This window comes from Rhodococcus sp. G6(2025) (assembly GCF_058628105.1).
This window is the reverse complement of the sequence record NZ_CP179754.1, coordinates 51,435-73,029: the sequence shown is the minus strand read 5'-3', so window position 1 is coordinate 73,029 and position 21,595 is coordinate 51,435. Positions and strand designations below refer to the sequence as shown.

15 protein-coding genes are annotated in these 21,595 nt (G+C 63.1%); 9 read left to right on the top strand and 6 right to left on the bottom strand.

Annotation, left to right across the window (positions count from 1 at the left end; genetic code table 11):
- Positions 1–289: 289 nt before the first annotated feature.
- The 3 genes from ACLIVD_RS44015 to ACLIVD_RS44005 form a co-directional block, all read right to left on the bottom strand.
- Positions 290–988, bottom strand: coding sequence for a hypothetical protein (locus tag ACLIVD_RS44015; protein ID WP_491933881.1), 699 nt, complete (start codon positions 986–988; stop codon positions 290–292).
- Positions 985–1,539: an RNA polymerase sigma factor gene (locus ACLIVD_RS44010; RefSeq protein ID WP_242324402.1), complete on the bottom strand. Its 555-nt coding sequence runs from the start codon at positions 1,537–1,539 to the stop codon at positions 985–987. Before ACLIVD_RS44010 ends, ACLIVD_RS44015 begins: the two co-directional genes overlap by 4 nt.
- 81 nt (positions 1,540–1,620) lie before the next feature.
- Positions 1,621–4,908, bottom strand: a complete 3,288-nt coding sequence (locus tag ACLIVD_RS44005; protein WP_491933880.1) for a CHAT domain-containing protein — start codon at positions 4,906–4,908, stop codon at positions 1,621–1,623.
- Between the two features lie 178 nt (positions 4,909–5,086).
- Here ACLIVD_RS44005 and ACLIVD_RS44000 point away from each other — a divergent pair, with 178 nt between their 5' ends.
- The gene (locus tag ACLIVD_RS44000; RefSeq protein ID WP_242324405.1) at positions 5,087–5,383 is read left to right on the top strand and encodes a hypothetical protein; all 297 of its coding nucleotides are present in this window, start codon (positions 5,087–5,089) and stop codon (positions 5,381–5,383) included.
- A gap of 192 nt (positions 5,384–5,575) precedes the next feature.
- Entirely contained in the window at positions 5,576–6,118 is a 543-nt protein-coding gene (locus ACLIVD_RS43995) for a hypothetical protein (protein WP_242324407.1), read from the top strand.
- A 180-nt stretch (positions 6,119–6,298) separates the two neighbouring features.
- Here the strand turns inward: ACLIVD_RS43995 and ACLIVD_RS43990 are convergent, their stop codons facing one another.
- From ACLIVD_RS43990 to ACLIVD_RS43980, 3 genes are all read right to left on the bottom strand, one after another.
- Positions 6,299–8,203, bottom strand: a complete 1,905-nt coding sequence (locus ACLIVD_RS43990) for a hypothetical protein (RefSeq protein ID WP_491933895.1) — start codon at positions 8,201–8,203, stop codon at positions 6,299–6,301.
- Positions 8,204–8,348: 145 nt separating this feature from the next.
- Complete coding sequence (locus ACLIVD_RS43985) at positions 8,349–8,924, bottom strand: HNH endonuclease (protein ID WP_242324412.1); 576 nt, start codon at positions 8,922–8,924, stop codon at positions 8,349–8,351.
- A gap of 192 nt (positions 8,925–9,116) precedes the next feature.
- On the bottom strand, positions 9,117–9,749 hold the full coding sequence (locus ACLIVD_RS43980) for a hypothetical protein (protein WP_242324414.1): 633 nt from the start codon (positions 9,747–9,749) through the stop codon (positions 9,117–9,119).
- 235 nt (positions 9,750–9,984) lie between these two features.
- Between ACLIVD_RS43980 and mobF the strand changes: the two genes are divergently transcribed.
- The 7 genes from mobF (at position 9,985) to ACLIVD_RS43945 (ending at position 21,208) form a co-directional block, all read left to right on the top strand.
- On the top strand, positions 9,985–14,346 hold the full coding sequence (mobF, locus tag ACLIVD_RS43975) for a MobF family relaxase (RefSeq protein ID WP_242324416.1): 4,362 nt from the start codon (positions 9,985–9,987) through the stop codon (positions 14,344–14,346).
- 60 nt (positions 14,347–14,406) lie between these two features.
- Positions 14,407–15,756 carry a hypothetical protein gene (locus ACLIVD_RS43970; protein WP_242324418.1) on the top strand — a complete coding sequence of 450 codons (1,350 nt, stop codon included), beginning with the start codon at positions 14,407–14,409 and terminating at the stop codon, positions 15,754–15,756.
- Positions 15,757–16,146: 390 nt separating this feature from the next.
- Positions 16,147–17,271, top strand: a complete 1,125-nt coding sequence (locus tag ACLIVD_RS43965; protein ID WP_242324420.1) for a zinc-dependent alcohol dehydrogenase — start codon at positions 16,147–16,149, stop codon at positions 17,269–17,271.
- Positions 17,268–18,329: a DegT/DnrJ/EryC1/StrS family aminotransferase gene (locus ACLIVD_RS43960; protein WP_242324422.1), complete on the top strand. Its 1,062-nt coding sequence runs from the start codon at positions 17,268–17,270 to the stop codon at positions 18,327–18,329. Before ACLIVD_RS43965 ends, ACLIVD_RS43960 begins: the two co-directional genes overlap by 4 nt.
- Positions 18,326–19,489, top strand: a complete 1,164-nt coding sequence (locus ACLIVD_RS43955; RefSeq protein WP_491933893.1) for a hypothetical protein — start codon at positions 18,326–18,328, stop codon at positions 19,487–19,489. Before ACLIVD_RS43960 ends, ACLIVD_RS43955 begins: the two co-directional genes overlap by 4 nt.
- Positions 19,486–20,577: an LLM class flavin-dependent oxidoreductase gene (locus tag ACLIVD_RS43950; protein WP_242324424.1), complete on the top strand. Its 1,092-nt coding sequence runs from the start codon at positions 19,486–19,488 to the stop codon at positions 20,575–20,577. Before ACLIVD_RS43955 ends, ACLIVD_RS43950 begins: the two co-directional genes overlap by 4 nt.
- The gene (locus tag ACLIVD_RS43945) at positions 20,567–21,208 is read left to right on the top strand and encodes a nucleoside deaminase (protein ID WP_422631254.1); all 642 of its coding nucleotides are present in this window, start codon (positions 20,567–20,569) and stop codon (positions 21,206–21,208) included. The genes ACLIVD_RS43950 and ACLIVD_RS43945 overlap by 11 nt, the downstream gene beginning before the upstream one ends.
- Positions 21,209–21,595: the final 387 nt, after the last annotated feature.

The window sequence follows — 21,595 nt, the reverse complement described above, 5'->3', positions numbered from 1 at the left end:
ACGGTGCCCGTGTGTCCGCCGATCGGCCGCACGGCATCACCGACCCCGAGGTCCTCGACGGTGACGAGGGGTGCCACGTACAAGCGCATGTCCGAGCTGAGACGAGAAGCCGATCCCCGGTGGCAACCAACGACCTGACACACTCGAATACGCCGCCTCGTCCTACAACGAGAAAACTCCTGGCAGGAACGCACAGCGCCGGCCGATAAGGTCTCAGCCGGCGCCGCTGGAATAGCGAACTCCTTCCAGACCAAGTACCCCCGGTTCCTTCGGAATCCATTCGATGCTGTCAGGCCCCTTCCCAACGCAAATTGAGGTGCTGAAGCTGGTCGCGGGGAACTCCGGTCAGTACGGCGACTCCGTATTCGGACACCAAGGCATGCGTTCGGAAGTCGTTAGGAGTCTCCAGCACGATGCGAAGCCGGGGTGGCGGAGAGACGTCCTGCTCCGGTTCGATCCGATCAAGCAAAAAAGTCAAGGTTGCAGATTCCTCTGTCGGATCGAAGTCGATTTCGACTTCGACCTCGGGTCGGTAACCCAGATCGGCCAACTCCGGGACTGTTATGTCCCGGGGTGGCAGCGAAGTACCACCGCGTCGAGCAACCACCAGCTCCGCGTCGATGTCCTCCCATAGGTTCACGGAGATGAGCGCACTGAAAGTGGTGTCCACGAACTCCCGAGTCAACGGACCTTCGTCGTCCGGCTGAATAGGTGGCAGACCGAGCTTCGCCAGGATGCGGTCGCGCGCAGCGAGCGCTTCCGGCGTCCGCGAGGATTCGTCCAGTTCGATCGCATAGAACTCGATCTCCTCGTCAGCTGTCTCTGCCAAGGGATGGGCGGCCGGTTCCTGTGCCGGTTCGAGGTGGTCGACGGGTTCGTCGGTCGGCCCGAGTTGGCCGTCTACCTGTCCAATTCGAGTCTCGAGTAGGGCGACCAGTGCGTCGATCGGATCGAATTTGGGGTCGGAGTTGGAATCGAAGGCGGTCATACGATGTCCTCTAGGTTGGCGGGGAGATTCTCTTTGAGCTGGCGGCGGGCGTCTCGCAGTGTGCTGGCAACTGTCGCCACTTCGACGCCGAGGATCTCAGCAACTTCAGCGTGAGGGCGAGCTCGCATATTGCCTTTGTCCCAGTCCACCAGCAGTTCGAACACGCGTTTCGCCGCGGGAGTCAAGCGGGCCACCGCTGCCTCGATTTTGCTCAGTGCCGTTAGTCGCCAATCGTTGGACCGCGAACTATCAGCAATCTCGGCGTCGTACTCCCCAATCAGATCCTCCTTCCGCCTTCCAGCTTTGCGGACCTCATTGAGGAAGCGGCTATTGAGGATCGAGATTGCGTAGGCTTGGGGCGACGCAGCGTCATACCTGTGGCCGTTCTCAAGGATGCGCTCAAGTGTTTGCAGCACTAGGTCCTCGCTGTCTTGATGGTGACCACCAGTGCGCTTCAACGCGTAAGGCCACAGGTACGAAATAAGATCACCCACGTCGACCATATGGCGGCCCATCCGTAAATGACCTCTACCCCCGATTGTGGTTTTCATCGTGACTTCCACACGCCTACCTCTTCCGTCGTCTGGGATCCCTCTGACAAGTAGACGCATGGTGTGCCGTCGATCTGCGAGTCATTGGATAACTTTCTTGCGCCGCCGGCGACTCCTACCCTCACGAGCACCGGTTCTGCTCTCGGTGGGGGTGGGGATGCAGGAAGAGATGGTGACGCTCTCGCCTTCGTAGACGTACGGAGCCCAGGCTGCTGGATGCTCCCCGGCGGCCACCATGCCTCGCGTCGCGGAAAGATACGCTTCGAATGTATCGGCCTCGGGAAGCACGCGATAAAACGCATCGGCAAACCGGTGGGCAGTATGCGAGGGCAGATCGGCAATCGCAGTCAGTGACCCCCGCACACCGCGAACGCGAAGTGCGAGGGGGAAACCACTCAGGTCGCCCGAGTGCGGGATCGCCCCACCTAGGCCGCAGGCATTCAGGAATGCGAAGTCGGGCAAGCAACCAGCGCGCATCCAGTCACCAGCAACTACCTGTACCGACGCCGACAGTTGTAGTTTCGACTCCGACGCCAACGGCCCCGACCGAAGCTCACCGTGCGCCACCAGATGGAGCAGTCGCGCCGACCGGGAGGCATCTAGGAGTGCAATACGGCCCTGCTGAGCATTCCTGACCTGCTCAGGCAGATAACCGAGTTGGCACAACCGGCCTGTGACAAGCCGAGCTTCTTCAGGTCCCCCTATATCGGGGTCCCAGCCGCCGACAAACACGGTGCGTGACTTACGGGAAGTTATGCCGGTTGCCGGGTCGTTCCATCGGTGGGAGGAGTATCTGCATCGCACGTGCTCGATCAGAAATCCCTCGGGTCCGTGCGCAGCATGCAGCGGAAGCCGGGCGATGACACCGTCAGTAGTAAAGACGATCTCGTCCATCCCTACAAGGTGGTTCTCGAGCGGGGTGATCAACAATGCATGCAGCTGCTGGAGCGAGCGAGTGCTCCGTACCCGGCCGTCCGGGCCAGGGATCGCACGCGCCGGCCGTAGCTCTGCCCAGATTCTTTGTGCCAGAGACTCCAACTCCGTTCGGGAAGCGGAAAGTTGCACCGCAACAAATTCTGCGTCTTCGGAACCTTCAGTGCCGGGGACGGCCACCAGTGCCCACACAGCTTGGGGAGCTACTAGGAACTGGACGAAGGCCCGCCTCGGGGCCAGCGGCACGTCAGTGAGCACTCCTTTCGGGAGTGTCTGCACTGTCCGATCTCGGAACATCCGCTGCTCCATTCGAAGAAACAAAGCCTCTCGATCGTTGTCGTGCTTGTTAACCTTCACCCGTTGGATGGCTTCGTAGTCGTCAACAAGGGCAGGTTCCTTGGCCATTGCTTGGCACAGCCACCCACTGGCGACCCGAACGACGAGGAATGACTCCCGGGCGTAGCCGTGATCTGCCAGCCACTCGGCGATTTTAGCCAGGTTTTCCGAGCCGCTCTTGAGCAGTTCGTAAAGCCCAACTCCACTTGAGGAATGGGCAATCTCGGCCAGGAACCCTTCGCAGAGGTCCGACACCGCCTCGGTCACTCCGGCTCGGTCCGCACTGTCGTCAAGTGCCTGTAAAAGACCGACGGTTGCCCCAGCGGCCTGGATCCAACGACCGGTCTCATGCGCCCACCTAACGGCGTTGCGGGCATGCACTACGCGGAGAGCCGGGAGCAGCTCCTCGACACCTGCGAGATTCTCCTGGATCTGCACTCGAAGGTCTGGCTGAAACTCCTGAGCCACAGCATCAGCGAGCAACAGGCACGACAGACGAAACCGACCACGGGGACTGGCGACGGAAGCTGGAAGCACCTCAGACCTGAAGGAGGTACACAACCGACTGTGCCAGCGGGAGACACTGAGTACGATCTGGTCTGCGATATCGGCGATAATTGGCCATTCCTCGACTCCCACCCTGGCCAGGTGGAGTAAGGAACTAGCCATAGCGAGGGGATTTTCTGTACGCAGAGCCCTATTGATCCCGCGCAAGGCACGAAGCGTGCCCTCCCGCGTACCCGGCGCAGGACCAGGATGCTTGGATACCAACCGCGACGACAACGGGGCCTGTTTGGCGAAGCGGATGGAACTTGGTGTATTGATGACGTGGTTGGGCGCTTCATTCGTAATGTCGGTTGAGTGAGAGCCCTCAGGATGAGGGGTGGACAGCCGCTCACGGACACGAAGGGCTTCCCACTGCCAGAAGAATGCGGTGTAGTGAGCACTATTTCGGTGATGTACGTTGGCGGCTTGATCCGCAAGTTTGTCGTACCGCTCGACGAGACCCTTCCGCGCCTCCACAGAAACGGAATCCAGCTCGCCGGTATGAGCAAGGTGAGCGAACTGGTGCAGCGTGCCGCTGCGGACGCGTTGGTCTGAAGCGGCGAACGCGAGATCGAGCAATAATCCTGCACGACGGCGCGGGTCCAGCCGCACGCTGTGCAGGTAGTCGAGGGCGAGCGCACGCTCGGAGCTAGCGAAGGCTTCTCCGGCCATTGAGCCGTGCTTGAGCATCTGGACCATTACTTCGACGATCGTGTCTTTCGCCGAGTCGGTCATCGTGCCCCGCAGACGGTCAAGGACGCTGTTGATCTCCCAGCCCTCGAGGTCGAGGTACCAAGTCAAACTAGTGCGCAATGCCTGTAGAGCATTACGGCTTCGAGTGACCCAACCGATACTGTCGTCGATCTGCCACAGAGAGGTCGCACCCAGGCCACACCGCAGCCGGAGTACCGCGAGGTCTTCATACTGGCGGGGAGCAGATTCGATCGTGCTCGCAGCGTTCTGAATTCGCGTCCTGTTCCGATCCAGGTCCGCATGGTCGCTCACAAATTTCTTGGCGGTGCTTCGAACCATTGCCTCGCGGAGGGCCAGGGTGGCCGTCAAACGTGCCTTCCAAGACTGGTTCGGAAACCATCGAGCACATGTCCACGCCTCCTCGATCACGGCAAGGGCGGTTGCGGTGTCCCTGCATCGCCAGCTGAGCTGCGCGATGCAGATCAGCAGGGAGCACCACGAGTAGCGGTCGTGATCCGGGCCCCTCAGAACGGGCCGGATGCGGCAGAGCACACCCTGGTAGAACGCGTAGACCTCTTCAGGACGCTGTTTCTTGATCGCGCCGTCGAGGACCTTGCCCAGTTCAATGCGTTCCCGATGCCGGGTTGCCGCCAAGAATTCCGCGACATAGTCGAGTAGGCAGTCACGCTCTACAACATCGGACATGCACACCCAGCGCTCCGGTGCCACATGCAGAAGGCGCAGAAGGACCTGGTGGCTCTCACGACTTCCGTCCGTCAGAACCACACGCTCATGGGGGGCCAACGCCTCGAATGCTTCCCACAGAGAGGTATCCGCGACGTCAAGCAAGGTGGCGTGCATGGGCGAAAGCCTAATCGGGCTTTCAGGCCTTCGCCCCAAACACCGTATGCATCCACCAAAACGAGAACTGCGCCTCCCCTTCGCAGATTCCTCGTTTGGGGTGCGTCTACCTGACATACAGGTTGTGCTCCGCCCCGGCCCGGGGATTCCGGACAGAACCCCTACAGGAGGTCCAGAGATGGCGAACCCCTACGAGTCCCGCTCCGGGATGCGCAACACCTACGGCAAGGACGGGAGCAAGACCCGCACTTACCAGTCGGGCCCGACGTACAGCAACACCCGCCACACCAAAACCGACATCTACTCCGGCGGAACCAAGTACGGCGGTACCAACGGCAAGCACGGCCACAAGGTCAAGGCTGGTCGCATGACGACCTACAGCCGTAAGTCCGGCCAAAACCAGAAGGGCATGGGATTAGGAGACATCCTCTTCGGTCCCGCACCTAAGCGGAACGGCAGGCCTTGGTGGAAGTAGTCCATCATTCCGGCAGCGCCGGCCGAGACCTTCTTGGCCGGCGCTGTTGCGTTCCTGCCGGGGAGTTTTCTCGTTGTAGGACGAGGCGGCGTAGTCGCAGATTCCTCGTTTGGGGTGCGTCTACGTGACATACAGGTTGTGCTCCGCCCCGGCCCGGGGATTCCGGACAGAACCCCTACAGGAGGTCCAGAGATGGCGAACCCCTACGAGTCCCGCTCCGGGATGCGCAACACCTACGGCAAGGACGGGAGCAAGACCCGGCCACTGCGAATATCCCGGAAGTTCCCGTTCGTTGGTCACAAGGGAAGGACGCACGTGATGAATCCGCTACGGAAGATCTGCACGGTTGCCCTGGCAGTCGGGGCTGCTGGACTGATCGGCACGGCCGCTGCGCCCACCGCCGACGCCAGCGTCACCACGAACTACTGGTGGGGTAAGTCGACTTGGTACTCGCAGTCCGAAGTGAAGAAGCTTCAGCCCTCGTTCCGTCGGATGGCGGATGTCGCGGCCGGGGGCGGCGCAGCTGCGGCGCTCCCGGTCTGCGCCGCGGGGGGTTTGGTTGCGGTGGTTCCTGGACTCGCTTGCGGAGCCATTGTCGGAGCTGGTGCGTGGTACATCCAGGACCAGGCGTCGAAGCTCGACTACGCGGCAAGCCGAAGGATGTGTGCTCGACTCGATACGACCACGGTCGGGATCGTCACCGTGACCCCCTACAGCTGCAACTGGAAGAAGTAGCGCACGACCAACGAGCGGCGGTCCGGCATTTCAAGTGAGATCCGGATCGCCGCTCGTGCGCGTAGGAAGCACGCGGTCCGGAGCGGTCGCCCGCGCGTGATACCGGACACGAGCGGTAGCGCGCCCCCACTGGCGCGAGACCAGTGGAACTTCGCATCGTCAGCGATACCCGTCAGGGCATCACCCGACCGAGGTTGTGGTTCCGGCCGAACCTTCTGCATCGGACCGACGTACCGCTCGACCATCGCGTTCGATGAACTCGTGCCGGTTATCGAACGTAGGCAGTTGACTTCGCTGCTCAGCAAGCTGCCTCGCGAAGAATTCACGCATAGGCGGCGGTGTTGCGTCGATCGCGCGTCGCTCGACGTGCGAACGGAGATGCTCGAACAGGTCCCAACCGCGTCTGTGCTCAGCCTGGCTAATGGGCGACGATCCTGGATGGCGACGATCGAGGAATTCGCTCAGCGGCAGTGGAAGTGGCTCGCGCCCGTTGAGACCGAGCGGGTCAATATTTCGCCAACGCTTGAGTTCCACGAAGATGTCGACGCCACGTTCGGCCAACCCGTCGAGCCTGAGCAGGTCGCGCCACGTCAGAATCGCCGGCACATGAACCCTGAAGTAGTTCGGGTTGTCGTTGTACTTGCGAACGAGTTCGAATGCCCTCGTGTACACGGCGTTCTCCATCGTTATCTCGCTTGGGATTCCCGCGTCGGGGACGACGACTATGGGGACGAATCGCGTCCGGCCGGTGACTGCCGTTCGGAGCTTGTTCCACCCTCTGGTCGTGAACAGCTCTACGGTGCTCAGCAACTGCTGGAACTTTGTGGTCGTGAACCGTTGCTCGATCTCCTGCTCCAGTAGTTGGATCGTCGCCTCTCCTTCGGCGAACGGTTGAGGCAAGAGACGCATGTTCGCGTCGACGAGAATGCAACCATGACTGCGAAACAGCGCGAAGTCGCAGATCTTCGGCAGCTTTGATTTGTTCGCACGCCAGCTACGTTTCATATCTTCTTCTTCGACGAGAACCGTTTCTCCAGACGCGTCGTACCCGCAGATTCGATCTAGAACCTCACCGACGCGCTCCTCAAAAATGTTGCGCATCGCCTCGGCGTAGTGGTCCGCCTTCGTCTTATCCTTCAGCCTGAGCATGTACTCGGTCTCAAGATAGAGGTGATCACCAAAGATGCGCTGTACCACGAATTGAAACCTGATCGGGAGCAATGTGCCGTCGTCCAACCGCACGAATGGAGTCTGTTGCAGCTTGTAGCGAGTCCACAATGAAGCGTTCTCACTGCGCTCCATCATTAGTTGATCTCTCAGCTCCGCAATCGGAATCGTGCAATGCTCGATTAGGAATTCCATTGCCTTCGGCGCGACCGTGTTCCGGACGAAGAAGTCTCGATCGATCCGCGTGAATCCCTCATGCTTCCAGAGGTTGTAGAACAGCCAACCTAGCGACAGGAAGTCATCAAGCTTGACCCCTGTGATTTCAGCCCACTGGGCAGCAGGTCCTGCAGCAAGATCCCGCTTCGTCTTCGCTGCTGTCCTGTCGGACCAGCCTCGGAACCAGATGCCCTCCGTCGACGCGGAGACAAACTCCAATGGCTCAGGAAAGAGCAGCGTCGCCTGGGTTACGCGGTTGAGTGTCATCTCGGCGAGCGTTTGGTCGAACCCAGCCCCCGCCGTCGGCATCGCGGCTTCGTGCGCCTCAGCCGCCAGACTCAAGAACGCGGCTAGGAGTTCGTCGCTCGTCGGCGCAGAACCACCGTCCTCGTCGGCACTGACGATGACCTCCTTGATCGCGAGGAACAACGGCATGGGATGAAGCACGGCATGTCCCTGAGCCAACACGTTCGCAGTCTGGGATCGAGCAGGTTCACTTACGTCTGATAGAAACGCCAGCACAATGTCGTCGTCGCTGTTGTTCATACGCGACAGATCGAGATCGGCGAAAATGCGTGACAGCCATTCGAGGGTGGGCACGAGGCCCACTCTCTGCCACAGCTCACGGCGGGCTTCAGCGTCGAGGTATGTCAGGGCAGGCACGTCATCTGATCGGGCGATGTGGGGGCTACCGTCATCCATACGCAGCAAGCGTCCAATATCCACGGATCAATTATGACGGCCGGTACCGACAAGCTCGACTGCGCTCTCCGTGTCTGCCAACGTGCGACTTCAGCAGACCACCTCGGAAGCGACTCGCAGGCAGTGAGTTAGCGCACCGGTTCCATCAGAACAACGTCGCTTGGTCCGGGCCGGGGTCCGTCTTCGCCCGCATCACAGCCTCTTCGTTGTAGCCGTACCGCAGTGCGTCCCGAATGGCGAGGGAGCGGTCGACACGCGACCGCCCGCTCCCGTCGAGGAGCGTGTGGCCGGACAGCCGGCCGAGTGCGATCGCGAAGCGGACGTTCTCGGAGTACGTCGATTGCACCAGATGCTTTGCGTGCACACGTACGCAGAGGGGCTCGTTGCACTTGTGCTCGCACACGACCCCGTCGTCCATCGGACCGTGCACGAGCTCCACCGAGAAGCGGTGCGCGAGCACCGTCCGCTGGCGGTTGTCGCGTTGGTAGTTGAAGCGGCCGTACCCGTCCGGTGCGCTGATTGCACCAGTCCAGTACCAACACGTCGGGGACTTCACTACCTTCGACCAGAACAGCGCAATCGCGCGCGCGTTCGGGGCAAGTGTCGTATCGACGGAGCGCCGTCGGCGAGTGCCGGCCGGAACGTCAACGGAGCCGGGGCCGTCGCCGTCGCCGTCAGATTCTTCTGCAGGCCACAACCCCGGCTCGACTTCTTCAATCACCGATCACCCGAACCCGCGCCTGTGCCGCCCGGTCAGATCTACCTAGCCGGTCCATGTCGTTCATATCGACCCCGGCCACCACAGCGAGAGCCACAGGTCGATCGCGCCCTGCCACACGGGCTGCAACCACGGGGCCACGTCGTAGAGGGTCATGGTCTAGCCTTCCGAAATTTTCAGCCCCGGTCCGGTCCCTCACGCCGAGGCGAGGGCGGGTGCGTCGACCGGCGCGGGCTGCGCCTCGTCCTTGGTTTCCGTTGCGGGCGCGGGCTGCTCCGCGGCCGACGCCGAAGAGTTCGTGACGGTCGTTGCATCGGCGGACCGAGAGGCGGTGATGCCGGCCTTCTCCAGTTCGGCCGTCGACGACGCGATCAGTTTCCTCGCTTCCTTCTGGGAGACACCGAGAACGGTGGCGAGGTCGGCGTTCGAACCGCCGAAGGAGAACTGCACGATCGCCTCGGCGTACTCAAGTAGCAGTGCATCCTCGGACCCACGCTGCGAGTTGTGAAGCTCCGCGAGCTTGGTCTCTGTGTCCTTCTTGGTCTGCTCGATCTTCGCGGCGGTATCGGCTTTGAGCTTCTCGATCTTCTTCTCTAGGCCGCTCTGCAAAGACTCGATCCGTCGGTCACGCGCCGCGGCGACCGAGTCCCGTTCGCGGTCCAGGCGGGCGAGCTTCTCTGAGACCGAGTTCAGTGGCTTCGCCAAGCTTTCGATGCGCTTCTGATGTTCGAGCGCGCGTTGCCGTGCTGCCTTGACGTTCTCTTCGACGTTCTTGACGGTATGCAGTCGGCGGGAGCGGATCGCCGCCGTTTCAGATGAGGTGGCCATGGCGCGAAGTGTATCGGCTCGGCACGCGCGGGGGCGGGCGCAACGCGGAGACAGCGATCTGTGAAATCAGATCCGAAGTGAATCGACACATCCAACGTTCGAGCGAGCAACTACCTAACACCCTCGCCTCCGGCGAGAAGAAATTGAGCCTGAAGGCACCGTATAAACAGGCCCTGCCTGCGGCAGGGCCACAATCTTTTACACACCTTTTGCACTAAAGGTGCCACCTGGCACAATGGTCGCCATGATGACCATCCACAAGCTCTCAGCTGGGGATGGATACACGTACCTGACGAACCACGTCGCGGCCGGCGACGCGACCGAGTCGAAAAAGGGCGATGTCATCGACTACTACAACGCCAAGGGCACCCCGCCCGGGCGTTGGTACGGGAAGGCAACGGCGCGGGCCGGAGTCGCCGTCGGCGACGAAGTCACCGAAAGCGCGATGCGCTCGTCGTTCGGCGCCGCGCGAACTCCGAACGCGTTCGCCACGATGCCGCCGGTCACCGCCTCCCAGTCGGAGCGCTACGACTGGTCCGCCGCAACGGCGCTCGGGCGGCCGTTTAGCTGGTTCACCGCCTCGCAGGAGTACGTCCACGAGGTCGTGGATCGGTGCAACGACTACAAGCGCGTCACCGGAAAGTTTCCCGAATCCGCGGCGAAGGACGCCATCAAGCGGGACGTCGCGATGCGCCATCTCGGGAAGGCGAAGGGCGCCAAGGCCGCTCTGCTCGACGACGCCGAGGTGACGAAGTTCATCGCCGACAGCTACCGGAAGATGCGGCAACCGGTCGCGGGCTACGACCTGGTCTTCACGCCGATGAAGTCGGTTTCGCTGCTGTGGGGATTGGGCGATCCACGCGTCAAAGAGATCATCGAGGCGGCGCACCGCCAGGCCGTCGACGAGACCCTGGGACACGTCGAGGACGAACTGACCTACACCCGGCGCGGCGCCGGAGGAACGCGGATGATCAAGGCCGAGGGTCTGCTCATCGCCCGATTCGACCACTGGGACAACCGAGTCGGCGACCCGAACCTGCACACCCACTGCGCGGTCCTGAACCGGGTCTACGCGGAGGGTAAGTGGACCACCATCGACGGCCGCATGTTCTACCGGGCGGCCGTCTCGGCGTCCGAGCGGTACAACACCCGCGTCGCGGATCTGGTGGCCCGCGACCTCGGCGTGAGCTTCGCGCCACGCGCCGACACCCCCGCCGGAAAGCAGCCGGTATACGAAGTTGAAGGCATCCCACTCTCACTGATCGAAGAGTTCTCGCGCCGTCAGGCCATCGTGGACCGGCAGGCAGAACTGGCCCGCGAATACACCGCCCGCCACGGCAAGAACCCGCCGAAGAAGGTCCAGTTCGCGCAAGCGCAGCAAGCAACGTTGGACACCCGCAACGCGAAGAACCCGCCCCGCTCGATGGCAGAACTGCGGGCCGAGTGGGACGAGCGAGCACGCGCAATCATCGTCGACACCTCACCCCGGCAGCTGGTGGAAGAGGTGCAGACCGGTCACGACAATCGACCTCCGTTCGGTCCCGCCGACCTCCCGGAATTGATCCGCACCGTCGAAGAAGACCTGTCCCGCAAGGCCGGAACCTGGACCGTCTACGGCCTCGCCGCCGAGGTTCAGAGGCACGCCCGAGCGTTCAGCTTCGCCGACAACCTCGACCTTGACGTCTATGTCAGCGCGGCTGTCGACACCCTCGTGAAGAACCATTGCATCCCCGTGTTCACCGAGATCTACGTCGCCCCGGACAAGCTGTCTGAGACAATTGAGGGTGGTCTGGTTCGGCTGCACACCGTCGACCGCACCACCATGCGCTACACCTCCGAGTCGGTCCTCGCCGCTGAGTCATTCATGCGCAGCAAGGCTGACGCCGAGAGCGAACTGACAGTCGAGGATCGTGTCATCCGGCGACAGATCCGGAAGATCGAGAAGACCGTCGCGAAGGAGACGAAGATCGACGGGTTCCACCTCGGAACCGATCAGATTGCGATGATCGAGCACTTCCTCACCGCCAAGAAGATGGTCGCTGTGGCCGTCGGCGCCGCGGGCGCCGGAAAGACCACCGCCGCCAAAGTTGTCGCCCGAGCATGGGAGCAGACGAACGGCAAGGTCATCGCGCTCGGCCCATCTGCCCGCGCCGCGGAAGTTCTCGGATCGGAGATCGAGGTCGAGGGCCGCACCATCGCGGACATCCTGACGCGCGACAAGCACGGCGTCCCGACTGGTATCGAGGCCGGAGACCTGCTTTTGGTGGACGAGGCTGGCATGGCATCGGCTCGAAACCTTGCCGACCTCACTCGAATCGCGGCGGATGCCGGGGCAGTGGTGCGCCTTCTCGGCGATCACCAGCAGTTGGCGTCCGTGGAGTCCGGCGGTGTCCTGCGCGATCTCGCCGAGCGGACCTTCGCACCGTTCCTGTCGAAAATCCACCGGTTCCGCACCGAGGGTGAAGCGGCCGCGAGCCTGATGCTCCGTGACGGCGACGAGAGCGCGATCGAGTGGTACGAGGACAACGACCGCATTCAGTCGGCCATGACTCATGAGCTCGCCGACAAGGTCTTCAACGCTTACGTCGCCGACGTCGAAGACGACGAGGTCACCCTCATGGTCGCCCCGACCAACGACCTGGTGCGCGAGCTGAACCTGAAAGCCACCGCGTACTACCGGGACAACGGCACCGTCACCGGGCCCGGGATCGTGCTCGCCGATGGGCTCGAAGGGGCGGTCGGTGACGTCGTGGTCACCCGCAAGAACAACAGCAAGTACGTCGTGAAGGACGACAGGGGCAAGCGCACCGGACGCGTCAACAACGGTGATCTGTGGACCATCGTCGAGATCGGCGCCGACGGCTCACTGCGCCTGGAGAACCACGCCAGCGGCGGCCGCGTTGTCGTCGCCTCCGACTACATCGCCGAGAACGTCCAACTCGGCTATGCCGCCACGGTCCACCGGTCGCAGGGAATGACGGTCGGGTCCTGCCACGTCCTCACCTCCGCGGGGATGGACCGACAGGGCTTCTACGTCGCGATGACACGAGGCAAGAGCAAGAACATCGCCTACGCGGCCGAAGACGAACTCCCCGACTGGGACTTCGAGCACCTGCCCGATGAGCACCCCGGTGCTCGCGGGGTCATCGAGGGGATCTTGGCCCGCGACGGATCGCAGCGCACCGCGCACCAGATGATCGAAGAGGCCCGCGCCCACGCCGAGTCATTCGACGCCATCAAGGACGGCTACATCGCCGCCGTCAGTGCCCTGTACGAGGAACACACCGCCACCCTGCTGGACGGAATCCTCACCGACAAGCAGTTCACCTGGGTCCACTCATTCGGCGGTTGGGACAAGATCGTTGAGATCGTCGCACAGTCAGAGACGTTCGGGTGGGACACCCGCCAGCTCCTCACCGACGCCGCCAATGTGATGCGGGCGGTCGGCAAGAAGGGCAAGCTCGACGACGAGAAGAACACCCCCGGCAAGGTCATGGCCGACGCGCTCGAGAAGGCAACCGCACAAGGAAAGCTGCCGCGTCGCCGTACCGACGCGGTTGCCCGATACCGCGTTCCGTTCCTATCCGCGGTCGCGGCCGGCGAGGATAAGATTCTCGCCGCCTACGCCCGCCAGCACCAGGAACAGATGCACGCCTACGTCGACACCTACATCGCGAAGGCGATCGACGGCGGCGCGGAATGGGTCGGAGCACTCGGCGACCCCGGTACCGATCCGCGCAAGCAAGCCCTGTTCCACAGCGCCGCCAGCGAGGTCGCGGTCTCACGGATTCTGTGGAACGTCGGCGACGACGTGGCCGACCCGTTCGCATCGCTGAACGAGATCCGCACCGACGCAGTCAAGAAGCAGATCGAGCAGATCACCGCGCCACGCCAGGCCACCAGTGTCTACTCGGCGTACGCGACCGACGAGCTCAATGCTGCCGCCGCGGCCGCGCGCCGCCGCATCTCCGACACCCGGCAGATGCTCGCACTGGCGAAGCACGAACTCGACCGTGCCACCCACCAATCGAACACCGGCGCGGTCAATTCGGTCATCGCCGACGTCGAAGCCGACGCGCAGAAGATCCTCGCCGTGCGTCAGGCACGCGAGGTCCATGAGCGGATCCAGCGGGATCCGGCCGCCACCACCGAGCAGATCGAGCAGGCTCGCGCCGCACGGCAGTCCGCCGAAGCGGACGCACCGAACGAACGACGGTGGGGTGCCATCGAAGCATCCGCCGCCGCGAACCGCGCCAACCGCGGCCGCCTCGATCGCGCCCAACAGACCGACGATCGGGTGATCGAGCAGATCCAGACCCGCATCGCGCGACTCGAGAAATCGCTCACCGCCGACGAGAAGAGGCTGGCGTTGCTCGAGGCAGAACAACGCCGCCGGCCCGACAGCAGCACCCGCACACCCCAGCGCCGAAACGCACCGGTCACCGAACCGCGCTACGACCCGGAACCGCGCATCTACGACCAGGAACCACCACCGATCTACGACCAGGAACCGCCGCCGTACGACGATGAACCGCCGCCGCCGTACGACGATGAACCGCCTTATGGCGAGGAAAACGATCGAGGGCCGGAGCTGTAGCAGCGGACCACCGAACATCCTCGCCGGCACCAGCGAGGGGGGAACCGAGGAGGAGAAGACATGGCCATCGACCGAACCACCGACGAGTACCAGCAACGCATGGACGAGGAAGCCGATTGGGCCGAAAGGAATTACGACGAGGAAGAGGTGACCGGTTACGAGGAGGAACTCGACTTCGACGCACCGCGACGACCACTCGTACCGAGACGAACTCCCTCGGGAGAGTGGGAGTACCACGAGCAGGAGCCCGACGACCGCGAGGCCGGCATCCAACCGAGCCCCGGCCGGTCCAACGAATCCGCGGCGGCCGACGCAGGCTCGCTCGAACCGCAAGAGCAACTCGACCTCGACCCATCCTGGGCAACAGGCGACGACAGCGCTCAGGTGGGCCCGACCGCCACCGGCCAATCAGACCACTACGCACATTCGGCGAACCTCGCCAAAGAACCCGCACCCACCCGCACCCCAACAGGAGCTGTCGACGACGGAGTACGCGTCGACCCCATCGCCGCGGTACCGCGTGACACGCAGTCGAAACGCCCGCCGCAGCGCACCGCACCTCCGCCGAACCAACGAGTGCATGACATCGCAGCGTTCCTGACCGACGTCGAGACGCGCCATCGAACCGGCGCGAAAGTCGCCCGCCCCAAACCGATCGAACAGGTGCTGGGCGTCTACCGCGGCGCACCGATCGACCAAACCAGAATCCAGGTCCTGGCCGCGGCCGCGGCCGCGCGCCACCTCGAAGGCCCCGAGTCGGCCAACGCGCAACGCTTGAACAAGCTCGTCCAGGACAACGATGTACGGCTGCACTCGCTGCGCGAGCACGAACGCCGGAACGCGATCCTCTTCCACACGGCCAACGAGACAACGAAAGAAGAAATCGCCCCCGCCGACCAAGAGCGCATCGAGCGCGAGACGACCAACGACCGCCGCGTCTTCGACGCAGCATCCGCCGTCGCACTCGGATACGTCGCCGCGAGAGGACTGCCCGCCTACGACCAGCTCGCCCAGCTGTCCGAAGCGCAGCTCGGACCCATCCCCGACACTGCAGGGAAAGAATCCGCCGAGCAGGCACCCGCCAGCGGTGGGCCATCAAAGATCGACAAGACCAAGAGCGTGCTCGACTCCGTGGGACGAGGACTCGCCCAGGCAGCCGGACCAGTCGCCGGCGACGACGACGTCGCCGCCAACCTCTCGCCGATCAACCTGACCCAGCTCAACGAAGAACTCGCGAACCTGGCAGCCAGCATTGCCCCCGCGATGAAGGCGGCCATGTCCAGCCACCCCCGATCCATCAAAGAACTCCTCAACGTCGAACAACAGCCCGACGAAGCGAACGACATCGCCTTCGAGCAGGAACCGGAACTCGACCGCGAACGCAGCCGCGACACCGCGCACGCCGCCTAGATCCGCCCGGCAGCGGCCCCGAACAGAGAAGTGAGGTCGCCACCCCGCCGATCCGAGAAGGCTTCTCGGATCAGGGCGACAAGGGAATTCTCCCCATCGACCATGTCGGCCGGGTACCGGTGCCGCTTGTCCGACGATGCAGCAGTTGCCGCACCTACCTTCCCAGAAACTTGGGCAGGCCAACAAACCTGACGATGCCCAGCCCGCCAAGGTAATGCGATTAGGGGCGGGGTCTCCCGGCCACGGTCGCCTCCTACCTGGTCGCCGTCGCCGACACCCTCACCCCGGAGAGTCGGCGAGCCTATGCCTCGGCGACCCTGGCCAAGTGGGTGGCGGCGATCGCGCCGTTTCCAGACGCACTCTTATGTAGCAGATGTAACGAATTGGACGATGATGCAGATTTCCTTGTCGGCGGCCGTATTGTCCGCCCTCGTAAGGCCGTGCGGCCACCAGAAAGGCGGTTCTCAGTTGCCGAGACGATTGGCTGTAGTCGACGCATCGACGATCCGGTTTGAGCACTACGACGAGCAGCCGCTCAAGGACGGGCAAGTTCGATTTCGTGCTCTCCACTCCGCGGTAAGCACGGGTACCGAACTGATGCTGTTGGAAGGCCGCGCACCGCGTTTCACCACTGGCTGGGATGGGAATCGCCGCCTAACGCGAAGCCGCACCGATCATGACCGCCCCTATCCAGTTGGCATCGGTTACCAGTTTGTCGGCGAGGTCGTCGACGCGGCGTCCGAGCTTCGAGACCAATTCACATTGGGTGACGTCTTCTGGATCGACGCTCACCACGCTGACTCGATCACCATCGACGTGCGAACCGCTCCACCAATGAGACGGTTCAATCTCGCGAATAGTTGGCACGCCGCCTTCTTCCCAATGGTACGAATCGCGCTCGGTGCCGTGCACGACGCCCGTCCTCTGATCGGTGATCACGCGACCGTCTTCGGGGGAGGCATGATCGGACTGCTCAGCGCAGTCCTCCTACGGCGAAGCGGCACAGCGTCCGTCACACTCGTCGAGCCACAAGCGGCACGGCGACATATCGCCCAGGGCCTTGGACTTCATACCATCGACCCCGCCGTCGGCCCACCCGCGGACATTCTGCAGGACAGCGGGATACGCGCTGACGTCGTTATCGAAGCATCGGGGAACTACGAGGCACTGGACGAAGCACTGCGTGCAGCTCGAATGCACGGCACAGTCGTGGTCGTTTCTTCCTACGGCAATCAGGACGCTGGTATCAGGCTTGGCCACGAGTTCCACCGAAACCGACTCACGGTCCTCTCCTCCATGACGATCAACGGGTGTGCCCATCGGGACCATCCGCGCTGGGATCTGGAACGTCTCAACGCCGAGGCCGCACGCTTGATCGAGAACAAGAAACTGGGACTCGACCAGATGGGGGTCGAGAACTTTGCGTTTGAGGACGCACCGGAAGCGTTCAAGTACCTCGCGGACCGCGAGGCGGCTCCACCGTCGGTTCGATTCGACTATGGGGCGGGTCGATGAGCCGTCCGCCCTCGGAGATAGCCTTCCTGACGCGCGCGCTGAACGATCCGGACCCGTCCGGCCGGTCACAGTTGGTTGCCGAGTACGAGTCCGTTCTGGCCCGCACATTCAATGCGCCCAGTGCAGTCGCGTTGAACTCCGGAAGCGCGGCCCTCGAGGCATCCGCCACCGCACTCGGAGCGCGACCAGGGACGTCCATCGTTGTGTCGGCCGCGGCACCACTGCCAACCCTGATGCCACTCATCGCAACCGGGGCCGACCTCGTGTTCGTCGACTGCCTGCCCGACAGCCCGGGAATGGACCCCGACGACCTCGACCGCCAGCTCGCTGGGCGCTCCGACATCCCCGCGGCCGTCGAGGTTGCTCTCTGGGGATACCCGCTTCCCCAGCAGTCAAAGGTTCTTGACGTCCTCGAAGCACGCGGCATTCCCCTCATCGAGGACGCGTCCCATGCCCACGGAGCCCGCGTCGACGGCAGGAACGTGGGCACCCTGGGTACTGTCGGCTGTTTCTCCACCCACCGGATGAAGCTGCTCTCGACTGGTGAGGGTGGCTTCGCGCTCACTGCGGACCCTGCGCTGGCAGAGAAGATCCGACACTACGCACGCATTGCGAACCTGGACGGTGTCTCGCTCGGCCGCAACTTCAAGCCATCGGCCTTCACCGCAGCCATCGGCCTGGCCCGGCTAGGCAGTCTCCATGCCGTGGTCGATGCCCGACGCCAGCGAGCGCAAGAACTTCTGAGTCTGGTACCCGCAGGTCTCAGCCGCCAGATCAACTTCGTCGGTGAACCCAACTACTACAACGTCGTCGTTCTGGTCGACGACCTACGACGCACCGAGCGCCTCCACGCTGCGCTGAATGATGCCGGCATCACAACCGACCCGGTCCGATTCAGGTACAAGCCCGGTACGGACCACCCCATCACACAGAAGTGGGCCCGTCAGTGTGCAAATGCACGTCACCTAGCCACCGCCGCTGTCCAGCTGCCCGTCGACCCCGGCCGCAACGCAGGCGAGACGGCTGACCTCGTAGCCTGCGCCTGGGAGAGGTCATGAGAGTCACTCTCGACTTTGACGGCGTCCTCACAGAGGCATGGACCCCCACCGAACTCCAGGATCTCGATCAACACGCGCTACTTCTCTCGACTGTGCCGATAGCCGCCGCCCGCCGCCGCCCCGGCGTCCGCGCCATTGCAGGCTTCCTGGGGGCGTTCGCATCCATCGACGTTGTCACTGCTCGACCCGCCAACCAAGCGCCCGCCATCGCTGCGTGGATCCGAGAGCAGCTGCCGGAGCTCGGAGACACGACCGTGCATTCGTGCCCGACAGAACAGAAGGCGGCGTTCGTCAACTCCGAACGCATCGCCCTCCACATCGATGACGACCCCCGCGCAAACGACGGATCGCATGGCCGCTGCGTCATCTGGCACAACCAGCCGATCAAGCAACTGCTCCGAGACCTCGCTGACATACTCACGCGACACCCAGGACTCCAACTCGGTGGTCGGGCGGTAACCGGGATCGTCGAACTCCCGTCACACAGCGCGACCCCGGTCTTCCGCGTCGACACCGAGGCAGGTCCCTTCAAGCTTCGCGTCGTCGAGGATCGGCGCCAGTCAACCGCTCTCACCCATATCCACCAGGTCGCTGCCACCCATCCAGCGCTCGCATATATGCTTGACTCTGAGCTGGCCGGTCTTCCCAGCCACGTCCACGTCACCCAGTACGTGCCCGGAAAGACCGTCGCCTCCGAGGTACCGTCCGACAGCGCCGCCCTCATCGAGCAAGTTGCACAATGGATGGCCGCCCTCCATCAGGAAACCCTGCGAGAAGACGGAACGTGCCTTGTCTCGTGCGCCTGCGACGCCTTCAACCTCTGCATCGCCCCCGGCGGAACCCCGCGCATCATCGATGCCGGGGACTGCCTGTACGCCCCCCGCTGGGTCGACCTCGTGTGGACCGAGCAACTCCTCTGCCCATGGACGGGCGGCGCCGACAGGCTCGTCAAAACCTACCTTGCAGCCACCAACATGCGCCCCACTCTCGATGAAGCAGCTCGCGCCATGGCCGGTTACTACTACCGGCTGCACGATGTCCTACGCCAAGCACTTCGCCAACAGACCGACGACCCTCAGTCGGTCGCCGCACTACTGGAGATCCGTGCCAAGCGTGCAACATCACCAGCTGACACACTCCTGAGGCGATACGCGGTATGAAATTCCTCTACTACACATCACTCCCGTGGCCCCACCTCGCCGAGCCGTTCCCATCTTTCCCGCACACCAACGCGGGCCTTGATCCAGCACTGATGAACCAGCTTCTCTCGGACTCCGTTGCCCTGCTCGTCGCCGCGGAACGCGCCGGGTTCGACTGGCTGGGAGTCGGCGAAGAGCACATGAACGCCTACGGAGTCGCGCCGAACCCCACACTCGTCCTGAGCGCGGTCGCTGCACTCACATCAACCGCCTCCCTGGCCGTCCTCGGGAACCCGATCCCACTCCTGAACCCACTCCGGGTCGCGGAGGAGTACGCCTGGCTGGACGCTCTATCCGGTGGCCGCCTGGTCGCTGGCTTCCCACGCGGGGTCCCCCAGAACTTCGCCGCCTACGGTCTGGACAGCGCAGATTCCCGCGAGCGTCTGGCCGAAGGAATAGCCCTGGTACGAGAAGCTTGGACCGCGCCCGGGCCATTCGCCTGGGAGGGGACCTACTACAGGTACCCGTCGGTCTCGATCTGGCCACAGCCTATGCACAACCCGACCCTGGTCATGTCGTGCAAGTCCGCAGAATCCGTCCGGATCGCCGTCCAACATCGCGCAGTCATGGCCGAGATCTACGTCAAGAACCGCGAAGTGCTCACTCACTTCTCCAAGGCCAAGTCCACCTACGTCGAACTTGCGACCGCCGACGGGTGGCAGCCATCGACGGACAATTTCTGCTTGAGCCTGCCCTGTGTAATCGCCGAGAACGATGCGGACGCAATGGCCCTTGCCGATCGCGCCCTTGGCTACCAAGCAACGCGCTTGACCGGTAGCTACGAGCGTGAGAAGCGTGAGCTAACCGGGTCCTACTTCGGCGGAACCCAGGTGGGTAGTGGCACGTACGATACCCTGGCGGCGCGTCTTGAGTACGGAGGCGTCATCTGTGGGAGCCCAGCAACCGTCCTCGAACAGATCAACCAGGCGACGGACACGTTCGGTGTTGGCATCCTCGGCCTGCAGATGCAGTTCGGCAACCTATCCACGGCAGAGATCCAGCGGGGCCTAGAACTGTTCGCCACAGAGGTGCGCCCTCATGTCCGATAGGCAGCGGGCGGCCAACACCTCGTGGGAATCGCTCATTGGTCTCGCATGGAGTTCCTTTGTCAACGGTGGGTACGGCGTTGCCGCGACAATCACCGACACCGACAACAAGCAGATCGCCGACGGAACAAACTCCTGTGCAACTCAGGTCTCACCAACCGACACGCTATCCGGCACGCCGCTCGCCCACGCCGAGATGAACGCCCTTCTGGCTGCCGGCGACTTGACTCGGGATGCACGCATGCTTGTCACCCTCAGCCCCTGCGCAATGTGTCTGGGAGCAGCAGGGGTCGCACGCCTATCGAGTGTGAGATACCTGGCCCATGACCCAGGGAGCGACACCCTACTGTCTGGACCGACATACGCTGGCCGAGCGACCGACATATCCCAGGCTTCCGAGGGCCGCTGGTTGACACCACTTGCAGAGTTCCTTCCGCTTGTGCGATCCATCTTGCGGCACGGTGCGGCTCGAAGCGCGACGGCCGCTGCCTACTCACAGCGGAACCCCACCATGCTGCAGTTAGCGGTTGAAGTGGCTAAAGCGCGCGACCTGAAACGGACTCTCGGAAACACCGCGGCGGACGCTTATCAGTTCCTTCGCGATGCGGGAGTCACGCCAACCTCTCCCGCTTGAACCGGGGCGAGGGCTAGCGGAACAGCCAGGCGTGGGAGTCCGATGGCCGTCGCCCCGGGTGCGGACCGATCGATGGCGAGACGGTGGACATCGACAGTGGGTTCAGAAAGGGGAGGATCGTCCTTAGGCTCATCCGCGCGGTGCCGTGTGGTTAGATCTATAATTACTAGTTTTGCTGGCAGGGAAAGGCCGCATTATGGGTCTCTGGGAACAGACAAGCGCTATTTCCCAAAGCGGTATGTCATCGGTTGGCGCACTGATATGGGTGTTCTAGCCGAAGACGCGCAGTTGTGCAGGGCATTTCATGATGGTCGTCGGTCGAAATCGGAAACGGACAAGCCGAGAGAGCTAGATCTTCGATACGGGTGATCGTGGGGTGCGGCTCCA

Excerpts from the sequence above, each read along its gene's own strand:
- ACLIVD_RS44015 (WP_491933881.1), bottom strand. The coding sequence starts at position 988 with ATGACCGCCTTCGATTCCAACTCCGACCCCAAATTCGATCCGATCGAC.
- ACLIVD_RS44010 (WP_242324402.1), bottom strand. The coding sequence starts at position 1,539 with ATGAAAACCACAATCGGGGGTAGAGGTCATTTACGGATGGGCCGCCAT.
- ACLIVD_RS44005 (WP_491933880.1), bottom strand. The coding sequence starts at position 4,908 with ATGCACGCCACCTTGCTTGACGTCGCGGATACCTCTCTGTGGGAAGCA.
- ACLIVD_RS44000 (WP_242324405.1), top strand. The coding sequence starts at position 5,087 with ATGGCGAACCCCTACGAGTCCCGCTCCGGGATGCGCAACACCTACGGC.
- ACLIVD_RS43995 (WP_242324407.1), top strand. The coding sequence starts at position 5,576 with ATGGCGAACCCCTACGAGTCCCGCTCCGGGATGCGCAACACCTACGGC.
- ACLIVD_RS43990 (WP_491933895.1), bottom strand. The coding sequence starts at position 8,203 with ATGGATGACGGTAGCCCCCACATCGCCCGATCAGATGACGTGCCTGCC.
- ACLIVD_RS43980 (WP_242324414.1), bottom strand. The coding sequence starts at position 9,749 with ATGGCCACCTCATCTGAAACGGCGGCGATCCGCTCCCGCCGACTGCAT.
- mobF (WP_242324416.1), top strand. The coding sequence starts at position 9,985 with ATGGTCGCCATGATGACCATCCACAAGCTCTCAGCTGGGGATGGATAC.
- ACLIVD_RS43970 (WP_242324418.1), top strand. The coding sequence starts at position 14,407 with ATGGCCATCGACCGAACCACCGACGAGTACCAGCAACGCATGGACGAG.
- ACLIVD_RS43965 (WP_242324420.1), top strand. The coding sequence starts at position 16,147 with ATGATGCAGATTTCCTTGTCGGCGGCCGTATTGTCCGCCCTCGTAAGG.
- ACLIVD_RS43960 (WP_242324422.1), top strand. The coding sequence starts at position 17,268 with ATGAGCCGTCCGCCCTCGGAGATAGCCTTCCTGACGCGCGCGCTGAAC.
- ACLIVD_RS43955 (WP_491933893.1), top strand. The coding sequence starts at position 18,326 with ATGAGAGTCACTCTCGACTTTGACGGCGTCCTCACAGAGGCATGGACC.
- ACLIVD_RS43950 (WP_242324424.1), top strand. The coding sequence starts at position 19,486 with ATGAAATTCCTCTACTACACATCACTCCCGTGGCCCCACCTCGCCGAG.
- ACLIVD_RS43945 (WP_422631254.1), top strand. The coding sequence starts at position 20,567 with ATGTCCGATAGGCAGCGGGCGGCCAACACCTCGTGGGAATCGCTCATT.